This window comes from Vibrio sp. Vb0667 (assembly GCF_033391095.1).
This window is the reverse complement of the sequence record NZ_JAWPOL010000388.1, coordinates 1-1,053: the sequence shown is the minus strand read 5'-3', so window position 1 is coordinate 1,053 and position 1,053 is coordinate 1. Positions and strand designations below refer to the sequence as shown.

General features: G+C 46.2%; 1 protein-coding gene and 1 pseudogene. Both read left to right on the top strand.

The window, feature by feature from the left end:
- Nucleotides 1-122: pseudogene (locus R8269_RS26130) on the top strand (sulfurtransferase TusA family protein); the annotation flags it as partial.
- Nucleotide 123: 1 nt separating this feature from the next.
- The coding region (locus tag R8269_RS26125; protein ID WP_318223028.1) for an AI-2E family transporter at nucleotides 124-1,053 on the top strand (930 nt) is incomplete at its 3' end.

Genomic DNA, 1,053 nt, shown 5'->3' with positions numbered 1-1,053 from the left:
TGGTGGATAACAGCTCTAAACGAGACATTGTGAATTACCTTCGTACCCAAGGGTACGTGGTTGATTGCCAATCTACACCAGAGCACTACACATTGACTGTCTTCAATAAGGAATCCGCATAAGATGTTCGAAATGGTAAGTCGTTGGTATCAACGCCGCTTCTCAGATCCCCACGCAGTAAGCCTTGTCGCCATTTTGCTGTTTGGTTTTATCACCATTTACTTCTTTGGGCATTTGATTGCGCCATTGCTGGTGGCGATCGTATTGGCATATCTCCTAGAATGGCCAGTGGTTAAATTGTCTCGTATGGGTGTGCCTCGCACCTTATCAGTGATTATTGTTCTCTTTATTTTTATCAGCATCATGTTGATCGCCTTATTTGGCTTGGTTCCGACGATCTGGACTCAGGTTGGCAACTTAATCAACGATATTCCGAACATGTATAACGGGCTGCAAAAGTTCATCATGACGTTGCCTGAGCGCCATCCGGAATTGGCGAACCTACAAATTGTAGAAACCGTCGTGACCAACGCGAAAAACCAAGCACTAGGTTTGGGTGAAAGCGTGGTAAAAGGCTCACTTGCATCGTTAGTTAGTATTGCCACATTGGCGGTGTACTTGATTTTGGTGCCGCTGCTGATTTTCTTCCTACTTAAAGACAAAGAAGAAATGCTTAGAATGGCGAGCGGCATTTTGCCGAAAAACCGTAAGCTGGCGAACAAAGTTTGGCACGAGATGAACGAGCAAATCTCGAACTACATTCGCGGGAAAGTGCTGGAAATCTTGATTGTTGGTGGCGTGAGCTATGTAACATTCGCGATTCTAGACCTACGTTACTCCGCGCTCTTGGCCGTTGCTGTAGGCTTGTCGGTATTGATTCCATATATTGGTGCAGCTGCGGTAACCGTACCGGTTGCGATTGTTGGTTTGTTCCAATGGGGCATGACGCCACAATTCTACTGGTTGTTGCTGGCTTACGGCATCATCCAAGCGCTAGATGGTAATGTGCTTGTGCCAGTTCTATTTTCAGAAGCGGTTAACCTTCACCCAGTC